10 protein-coding genes are annotated in these 9,389 nt (G+C 41.9%); 9 read left to right on the top strand and 1 reads right to left on the bottom strand.

The features are described 5' to 3' along the window. The first annotated feature begins 197 nt into the window (after window positions 1–197). The 7 genes from JMX83_RS09405 to yfaE all read left to right on the top strand — a co-directional run bounded on the left by JMX83_RS09405 (window position 198) and on the right by yfaE (window position 4,395). On the top strand, window positions 198–1,424 hold the full coding sequence (locus JMX83_RS09405) for a hypothetical protein (protein WP_201600999.1): 1,227 nt from the start codon (window positions 198–200) through the stop codon (window positions 1,422–1,424). A 93-nt stretch (window positions 1,425–1,517) separates the two neighbouring features. Next, entirely contained in the window at window positions 1,518–1,745 is a 228-nt protein-coding gene (locus JMX83_RS09400; RefSeq protein WP_201600997.1) for a hypothetical protein, read from the top strand. A 70-nt stretch (window positions 1,746–1,815) separates the two neighbouring features. Then, the gene (locus JMX83_RS09395) at window positions 1,816–2,067 is read left to right on the top strand and encodes a type II toxin-antitoxin system Phd/YefM family antitoxin (protein ID WP_075102948.1); all 252 of its coding nucleotides are present in this window, start codon (window positions 1,816–1,818) and stop codon (window positions 2,065–2,067) included. After that, window positions 2,057–2,344 carry a type II toxin-antitoxin system RelE family toxin gene (locus tag JMX83_RS09390; protein ID WP_071001399.1) on the top strand — a complete coding sequence of 96 codons (288 nt, stop codon included), beginning with the start codon at window positions 2,057–2,059 and terminating at the stop codon, window positions 2,342–2,344. Before JMX83_RS09395 ends, JMX83_RS09390 begins: the two co-directional genes overlap by 11 nt. 39 nt (window positions 2,345–2,383) lie before the next feature. After that, window positions 2,384–2,755, top strand: coding sequence for a hypothetical protein (locus JMX83_RS09385; RefSeq protein ID WP_201600995.1), 372 nt, complete (start codon window positions 2,384–2,386; stop codon window positions 2,753–2,755). Between the two features lie 97 nt (window positions 2,756–2,852). Further along, window positions 2,853–3,986 (top strand): class Ia ribonucleoside-diphosphate reductase subunit beta, encoded by a 1,134-nt coding sequence (nrdB, locus tag JMX83_RS09380; RefSeq protein ID WP_201600993.1) that lies wholly within the window; start codon window positions 2,853–2,855, stop codon window positions 3,984–3,986. 139 nt (window positions 3,987–4,125) lie between these two features. Further along, window positions 4,126–4,395 carry a class I ribonucleotide reductase maintenance protein YfaE gene (gene yfaE / locus JMX83_RS09375; protein WP_201600991.1) on the top strand — a complete coding sequence of 90 codons (270 nt, stop codon included), beginning with the start codon at window positions 4,126–4,128 and terminating at the stop codon, window positions 4,393–4,395. A 119-nt stretch (window positions 4,396–4,514) separates the two neighbouring features. On the opposite strand, the gene JMX83_RS09370 is transcribed toward yfaE, so the two are convergent. Beyond that, window positions 4,515–5,837 (bottom strand): S1C family serine protease, encoded by a 1,323-nt coding sequence (locus tag JMX83_RS09370; RefSeq protein ID WP_201600990.1) that lies wholly within the window; start codon window positions 5,835–5,837, stop codon window positions 4,515–4,517. Between the two features lie 353 nt (window positions 5,838–6,190). Here JMX83_RS09370 and JMX83_RS09365 point away from each other — a divergent pair, with 353 nt between their 5' ends. Further along, complete coding sequence (locus tag JMX83_RS09365; protein ID WP_201600988.1) at window positions 6,191–7,024, top strand: Nif3-like dinuclear metal center hexameric protein; 834 nt, start codon at window positions 6,191–6,193, stop codon at window positions 7,022–7,024. 1,027 nt (window positions 7,025–8,051) lie between these two features. Beyond that, window positions 8,052–9,257 (top strand): transglycosylase SLT domain-containing protein, encoded by a 1,206-nt coding sequence (locus JMX83_RS09360; RefSeq protein ID WP_201600986.1) that lies wholly within the window; start codon window positions 8,052–8,054, stop codon window positions 9,255–9,257. Window positions 9,258–9,389: the final 132 nt, after the last annotated feature.

Below are 9,389 nucleotides of genomic sequence, written 5' to 3'. Positions count from 1 at the left end.
GTATGGTCATGCCATCAGCGATGCTAGAAAGTACCTGTTTGCGATAGTCTATTGAATAAGTCATTGTTTATTTCATTAATTAAGATTGTTATAAATATTGTATCGGTTTTATTTGGATTAGACTATACTTTGGTTCGTATCACGATAATAACAACAGTTATCTTGATAAGAATATCAAAACAGAGAAAATAGATAGTATGATTGAGCAAGAGATAGAGTTTTTTGAAAGAAATAGTTACCTCGTCAAAATGGGATTCATAAGAATTGAAAGTATTCAGGTACCGAGATTTTTTACTCTAATCAATAGCTACAAAAGCTTAAATAAAATTTTAAGAAAACTTATAACTAATAATCGAGTTTTTGGTTTCTCATTTATTATTGAATCAGAATCCATCCTTTATAAAAGCTACCTAAATATTAATAAAAGTTCTAATTCAACTGTTTTTAATGAGAATATAGAAGTTATACAAGGTGTGCTTGACTCAAGCAATATTAGCCAAAACGTAAAGTTCAACCTCACTTTAAAAATAAACTTTATGACATTATCTCAATCTTTTAATGATCTGTTTATAGATGTCAATGATATATCAAGCCTTAAACATTCATTAGAAGATAACTTCAAATTAATTAGCACCGTTAAAAATGATATCGAGAAAAATGATATCAGCTCAATTAAAGCAGTTGAGTTTGTAAATTTTTTAGAGACTTCTTACTATAGATACTATGCAATACTTATGTTTAAGCAGAAAAATTATGAGATAGGAATTAAAAAAATATTTGATTGCATTAAACTAAATGCATATTTCCCTTATGATAACTATAATGATTTTAAAAGACACTTTGCTACTAGATATTATCTAGAAATACTACCTTTACTATTAAATGAAGAAAACCAAGACTCTGATTTTTACGTAGAAGTAATGTCGACTCACGATATATTATTGTCAAGACTTGAAGACAACGTAATACTATTCAATATTGATATTTTTAAAGACTTCATAGAAATTAAAGATTTAAGCGAAGCACATATCGAGCTAATTGAAATAAAATTAGAAGAATTAGATGACAATGTAGCCAACTTGCTTTTCAAATCCGAGGTTTTAAAGTTTCTACCGCAAGGTACGGAACGAATTATGAACATATATGTTGATAGAATCGAAGCATGCATAATAGCTTTGCAAAGAATTATTGAAATTGACCCATCGTTTCCGTTAATACATCAAAAAATTGGGTTTCTGAAATTGATGTACTCTCTATCAAAGGATGATGAAAGTTTAGTCCAAGAAGCGACTCATTCTTTGAAAATTGGATTTGACGAGATTAGGAACTTAGGTGTGAATCTAGTTAATGATAGTGACGACCTCAATTATGAAATAGACGAAGCAAGCGCTTCATGGTTGCAAAATAATACAGCTCACGATTAATTGTTGTGTAGAAATTAATATATAGACTGTATCTAAACTACGTAACCGATAATTTTACGCTCGTTCGCTGTTTAAAATAATCATTCTTGTAGGGTGCGCCCAAACAGAAGAGTCGTTGAGAAGAAAGATGCCTTAACACGGTCGTTTAGCCCCGACTATAGCGGTATCCTGCTGACGACGATGGCGATGCAGTCTGTGGCTGAACATAGTATCGAGACAACAGGAATGCGGTCAGACACGATAGACTGCACGCCAGCGGCAAGGCAGATACAAGCGGTAGGCGGGATTGGCTACCCACAATATTTAAATTTAACACAGTAACAAATAAGACCTGATTTTCGTGCTAAAATTAGCCCTATATTTAGAGCGTAATTTTAACGGAGAATGCGTCATGCAACCAATATTTGCGACACAAACAGCCAGTATTTCAGAGCTAAAAAACAACCCTTCTGCCTTGATCAAACAGTCAGATGGTGAGTCGATTGCCATTTTAAACCACAACAAACCCGTGGCGTACTTGGTCTCATCAGATGTGTTTGAGCGTATGATGGAAGCGATGGACGATATGGCACTCAGCCAAACCGTAAACGCACGGATGAATGATGGGCAAACACCTATCAAGGTCACGTTAGATGACTTATAGTCTTGAGTTTCACCCACTAGCGTTAAAAGAATGGAAAAAGATAGCGCCAAGTATTCAGCAGCAGTTTAAGAAAAAATTACAGCAGCGACTATCCAACCCTCATGTGCCTGCGTCAAAACTCTCTGGACATACAGATACTTATAAAATCAAATTACGCACCATAGGGTATCGTCTGGTATATACCGTCAAAGATGACGTGGTGGTGGTTTATGTATTGGCAGTCGGTAAAAGAGAAAACAACAAGGTCTATGACAGTCTGGCGACGCGTCAACCCTAACGAAAACATGTAAGCAGCAATAAGAATAACGGAGGTCATGTGCAATATACCGCAATCATCAAAGACGGTGGTTTGTTTATCCCAAACGTATTTTCAGACCTAAACGATGGTGGCTCGCATATCGTACAAGTCGAGGTTGATATTGCAGCGGTGCGTCAGCAGTTAGGTGTAGACGAAGCACCAAAGGCAACCGTCGCCAAAAAAAGCGTGGCAAAATCAGCCAAAAAACCAGCATCAAGAGCAGCTAAAAAAGACTTAAAAATAGCAGCAGAAGAGTCTGATGTGAGTACCCTACGCAAAAGCGCACTTGATGAATTAGAAGCACTCGATGATAGTGAGCTGAGCGAGATATTCAAAGCCTATATGAACGATGGGCAAGAGTCGTCACAGATATCACTAGAGAACCTCTAAGCTAAAACGCTATAATCCAAAAACGTGTCATAACCTCAAATCAAAACCAGTCAAACCCCTATAAATTAATAACCGTATCAATTATAAAGGCAGTCCCATGACTTACTCGATTTTTTCTCAAACGCCAAACAATGCGCTAAAAGAGCCGATGTTCTTTGGTCAGCCCGTCAACGTGGCGCGCTATGACCAACAAAAGCACCCGATCTTTGAGCAATTGATTGAAAAGCAGCTGTCGTTCTTTTGGCGTCCAGAAGAAGTCGATGTATCACGCGATCGTATCGACTTTAGCAATCTGTCCTCGCATGAGCAGCACATATTTTTGAGCAACCTCAAGTACCAGACCCTACTCGACTCTATCCAAGGTCGTAGTCCAAACGTGGTGCTACTGCCGCTGGTGTCTATCCCTGAGCTTGAGACGTGGATTGAGACATGGTCGTTCTCTGAGACCATTCACTCACGCAGCTATACCCATATCATTCGTAATATCGTCAATGACCCCAATATTATCTTTGATGACATTATGCAAAACGAGCACATCTTAGGCCGTGCCTCTGATATCGCTCAGTATTATGATGAGCTGTATCGCAACTCACAGCTCTATAGCTTGTACGGTCCAGGTACGCACAACATCAATGGCGAGCAAGTCACGGTTGACTTACGATCGCTGAAAAAGCAAATGTACCTGTGCATTATGGCGGTCAACGTCCTAGAAGCGATTCGTTTCTATGTGTCGTTTGCCTGCTCATTTGCCTTTGCTGAGCGCAAGTTGATGGAAGGTAATGCCAAAATCATCAAACTCATCGCTCGTGACGAAGCGCTGCATTTGACGGGTACGCAGCATATGCTAAACCTCATGCGCAACGGTCGTGACGATCCTGAGATGGTCGAGATTGCTGCAGAGTGCTTCGATGAAAGTATTGAAATCTTCCGCAAAGCTGCTGAGCAAGAAAAAGAATGGGCAGGCTACCTGTTCAAAGATGGCTCAATGATTGGTCTAAACAAAGACATCCTGTGCCAATATATCGAATACATCACCAACTTACGTATGGAAACCGTCGGCTTGCCAGCGGCGTTCCCGAACTCAAAATCAAACCCAATTCCGTGGATCAACACGTGGTTATCGTCTGACAATGTGCAGGTCGCCCCGCAAGAGACCGAGATTAGCTCGTACTTGGTCGGTCAGATTGATTCAGATTTGTCAGATAGTGATTTTGATGACTTTGAACTATAAGAGCTGAGTTGTAAGAGATTTAAGCTATAAAGGTTTGAGCGGTAGATATTTGAAGTTATAAAATTTCTACTGCTGTAATCGTCTTATGGGTTAATAGTAGGGATAGCAGTAGCACAAACATATCCCAATAGGATTAACGATGACTTGGGTAATGACCAGTAAAAAGCAGTTCTATCTACACGATGACGAGAGTCTGCTAGATGGACTGCTACGCACCGGACACGATGTCAACTATCAATGCCGCGAAGGCTATTGTGGTAGCTGCCGAGTCAAGCGTATTGCCAGCTCGCATACGGTCGACTATCCGTTTGACCCACTTGCGATGATTGAGGACGATGAGATCCTGCCCTGCTGTTGCCGTGTACGAGGGGTCATCTATATCAATCATGAATTTATTGAAAAGCCTTAGCAGAATAGTAAGAACTAAAGACTGGCCTGAACATTAGCTTTGATAAAATTTAACTCAATAAAAAAGCGCGCCCCTTTTAGAGAAGGAGCGCGCTTTTTTGTGCAATTTAGCAGTACACTTTATTGTGTTACAGAGTCTTGCTCAAACAGCTTCATTAGCTCTTCGCGCATGCGATCACGCTCTGCCTCTGACATCATAGGTGCTTGTTGATCACCTTGGATACTGCCGCCCATCCCGTCCATATTCTCACCCTGTAGAACGACAGGACGATCAATAGGCTCTTGCGCGGGACGCTCCTCCAGCATTATTTTTACTTGAGCATTTTTACCTTGGCGTAATATCTGGGCATTCAGCTCTGTCGTTGGTGGCTTACGAGCGACATACTGAATCAAAGTATTGGCATCAGTCATCTCGACACCATCGATGGTTAGGATGATATCGCCAACACGTAAACCACTCTTGGCAGCTGGGCTACCTTCAATCACATTTAGCACTTCCACGCCAGTTGACGTTTCTAGCTGCGTTGGGTCACGTAGCTGTGACTGAATCTCGATACCAAGCCAACCACGACTGACACGGCCGTCTTTGATAAGCGCATTCATTACTTGCTCGACCAATGATGTAGGAATCGCAAAGCCAATACCCATCGAGCCACCAGAGCGCGAGAATATTACCGTATTGATACCGACTAGCTCACCACGAGCATCGACCAGCGCGCCACCTGAGTTACCTGGATTAATCGCCGCATCCGTCTGGATAAAGTCTTCGAACTTATTAACGCCCAGTCCAGTACGTCCAGTCGCTGAGATAATTCCTTGAGTTACCGTCTGACCAACCCCAAATGGATTACCGATAGCCAATGCCAAATCGCCCACACGTATCGGATTTTCGCGGAAACCAAGTGGTGTCAATCCCGTCATATCGACCTTAATCACTGCTAGGTCACTGTCAGGGTCGGTGCCGATGATTTTGGCGCGGCTCTTACGACCATCGTTAAATGCGACTGTGATTTCATCCGCTTTTTCGATGACATGCGCATTGGTCACGATATAGCCATCTTCTGATACAATCACACCAGAGCCTAAATTGGTATTGCCCTGCTCCTGTGATGGACCACCATGATATTCAAAAAACCGGCGCAGTACAGGATCATCCATATAAGGATGCTCGGTCATCGTTTGTGTGGTATAGATATTGACAACCGACTGCGACGCACGCGCAACTGCATTATGATAAGAAGAGATGGGCGCTGGTGTATCCGCCACAGGTTCTGACGCTTGCTGCTCTGCAGGCGGGGTTCTCGGCGGCTCCCACGTGGCCTCCGACGTCGATTTCATACTCGTGAACAACCAGATAAACGCTACTAACACTAGCAGCAATAATACCCAAGGTAACCATTTTAATAAAGACGCCTTGTTATTGGTGTTCTGGGATGAAGACATATAGAACCTCTATAAATTTAATGCAGACGGACAGTGAGAAATAAGGTGAGAAGACTGCGACTACTCGGCCATCATGGCTTGATTAGGCAACTGACAGCCAGAGCTGGGCAGACTCACATGTATAAATTATAACCGCAATGCCGTGAAATAGTAACGTATCGTGTACCATTTCAGTTATCCATCTTGTCTACTCTTTTACAGTGCCATGTTAAAATCACTGCTGTCAGACATTTGCGATAGATAATGGTCAATTATTTATCTCTTATGGTTCTCCGTCTTTAAATAACTTTTTTTGAAGCACTATATTTGAATAATAATGCATTACTGCAAGGCAATAACAATAAGGAAATCTAATGACCCAAAATACTACTGAACCTTCGACCAACAGCATCAGCGCACAAGCATTGACGCAATTTTGTGATGAGTATCTATCTGCCAGTGCGTTTAAAGACTACGCGCCAAATGGCCTACAAGTAGATGGCGGTCGTCCAATACAGCGTATCGTCACAGGTGTGACTGCGTGCGAGGCGCTGATTGATGCAGCTATCGCTGACGATGCCGATGCGATTATGGTTCATCACGGGTATTTTTGGAAAGGCGAACCTGCGCCTATTACAGGCATGAAAGGTCGACGTATCCGCAAATTGATGCAACATGGCATCTCTATGATTGGCTATCATTTACCACTTGATGCACACCCCGTGATTGGTAACAATGCAAAACTGGCGGACGTACTAGATATGACCATTACTGGCGCGCTCTACCCCAACGAATCACACCCTGTTGGTAATATCGCTACTTGTACATCGCAGAGTGCTGATAGACTCATCGCAAAGATTATTCAAGCGCTTGGCCGCACCCCACTATATATTTCGGCTAATTATGAGTACAACTCTGATGATAATGCGGAAACGACTGCCAATAATGAGCGATTGATCAAACGTGTCGGCATCTGTACAGGCGGGGCGCAGGATATGATCGAACAGGCTGCCATGATGGGCTGTGACGCCTATATCTCTGGTGAAATCTCTGAGCGTACCACGCATATCGCTCGTGAGCTGGGTATTGATTACTTTGCTTGTGGTCATCACGCAACAGAGCGCGGCGGTATTAAAGCACTAGGAGAGATGCTTGCCCAAGAGTTTGGACTGCCAGTAACCTTTGTTGATATTGAAAACCCAGCTTAGTATTGCCAGTGTATCGCCAATAATATAGCCATGATTAGGAAAAAAGTAATGGGCTGAATAAATAGCAATTGTAGGCGCGATTTTAGCAGTTATTGCAAGAGTCATTGATAAGTTTGTGACCAGCACGCGTATAACATGGCTAAATTTAACCGTTTATATCGCAATTGTTAAGTTTTATCGCTTTTTTCTTAACTCCACTTGAATAATGCAAGCAGTAACCGCATATTACTACCTGTAAGAAAGAACGTTTTGTCATGAAACTTCCCATTATTACAGCTTCCGGTTATGGCGCTAAAATAATGCTGGCGGTTATCTGAAATTTTATTATGCTCTATGAGCAATGAAATTTTGGAAATCTGCTAGTCAAAACACGATGTATACACTCGATATTTGGTTTATTTATACCGTGTTTTTATTTTTAGTGTCGCGATGACAGTTTTGCACCACCTTTTTGATAGCATACTTTTATAAGCTATCAAATATGGCTGAGTTGCCCGCCCTCATTGCTGGACAATTAACTTTAACAGCTAGCCACCTTACTACTAATCACTCAAGGTGTCGTTAGTTATTAAAGTTAGCATCATCAAAGTAGATGAATATATTGGTCTCAATGGCCAATCATTACCTCACCGCTTTGCTTGATGTCGTTGTCTCAATAACTTACTCATGACCTTACCTATGTTTGATATATAGTTGTTTGGCCATTAGCCATATTGCGTTATCGATGAAGGAATCATCTGATTTACATCCTTCGTGTAGTCGTGCGTCCAGATTTTGAAACGACTGTCTTATGCTTTTATTTTAAGCATATAAGCGACATATCGATAGCGGGCTGACCCATAAATCCACATCGCTAACTCTTAGAGAGAGCATGCTAGTGGCGCTATAATCAAGCAAGATGACTGGTACTTATTTTATTCAAAAGTATGATGTCGTCTGAAATGCTGTATTGATACATGCCAAATGATGTGCATATATTTTTACGCGTTTTTGCGGTAAGAAGGATGGCTAAAATCAGGAGACATCCATGCAACGTATTACTTATCGTGTCAAAGGATCTGCGCAAGGTGCCAAACGTCGTATTTCTCATTTACTACGTCCATCTAAACGCCTACTTAACACCAAAAGTAACATCGTTTCATCTACCCCTACTGCGTCGGGTCGTTTTGCGAGAACCAAGAAGCTGGCACAAGTATCCAGTATAGCTCTGCTCTCTTTGCCTGCACAGAGCCTAACGACAATGAATACAAAGGTACCAGCCTATGCAAATGTCATGCTGGAAAACACCTTGACCATTGCCGCTGTCCCAGGTGATAGTACTTATTTTGCCACTGATGGCTTCCAACATGGCTTTGGCTTTGATCTCGTGCGCACCTATGCCGACGAGCTCGGTGTGGATATCAATCTAAAAGCCTATGCGAATGAAGAGGCTGCACTTAAGGCCTTGAGATCAGGTGACGCTGATATGGCGTTGACCACGGCTAGTACCAAACTAAAAAGCCAGCTCAATCTATCATCTATTAATGTCAGCTGTGGCTACGACTCAAGCTTGACTAAAAATGGTCTGCATCCAAAAGTCAGCTGGACGTTCAGCTCACCTAATGATCCACTGTCCAAAAAAGCCAGCTATTTCTTGTGCGATAGCATCAAGCTAAAGAACACACAGAAATTAGCGGCATTCTACAATCAGAATTTGCTAAAAGACGCTTATAGTCAGGATCATTTCCAAAAAACACTGACAGAAAAACTGCCTGATTATCAGTCTTCGTTTGAAGAGCAAGCGCGCAACTACAACCACGATTGGGAATTGTTGGTTGCTATGGGTTATCAAGAGTCACATCTTGACGCCAATGCGGTATCTCCGACTGGCGTACGCGGTCTTATGATGCTGACCAACAATACTGCAAAAGCGATGGGCGTGTCAGATCGCGTTGATCCTTATCAAAGTATCGGCGGCGGTGCTCGTTATCTGGAGCAAATGAAAGCAGATTTTGCGGATGTTCCCAAGACTGATCGCGTCTGGTTTGCACTTGCTGGTTATAATATGGGTCCAAACGCGGTGAAAAGCATTCAGCGCAAATTGCGCGCCCAAGGCATTGACGACAAGAGCTGGGCGAACGTTTATGCGTACTTGGCGGACAACAAAGCATCAAACAGCCGTTATGGCCAAGCGATGCATTATGTGAGCAATATCAGAAGTTATCTTGAATCTATCAAAACTCAAACGGTCTAGTTAATAGACTCCATTAGATATCAAATATCTTAAGACACCCAATTTTTACGTAAAAAAAGCTGCTCTTACATAGAGCAGCTTCTTTATGCGTTACGATTTATATTAGCGATATTTATGTATATATCATTCGAT

Source organism: Psychrobacter piscatorii (assembly GCF_904846415.1).
GTDB lineage: Bacteria > Pseudomonadota > Gammaproteobacteria > Pseudomonadales > Moraxellaceae > Psychrobacter > Psychrobacter piscatorii.
Note: the sequence above shows the minus strand (reverse complement) of the source record. Positions and strands in the feature narration are given on the sequence as shown.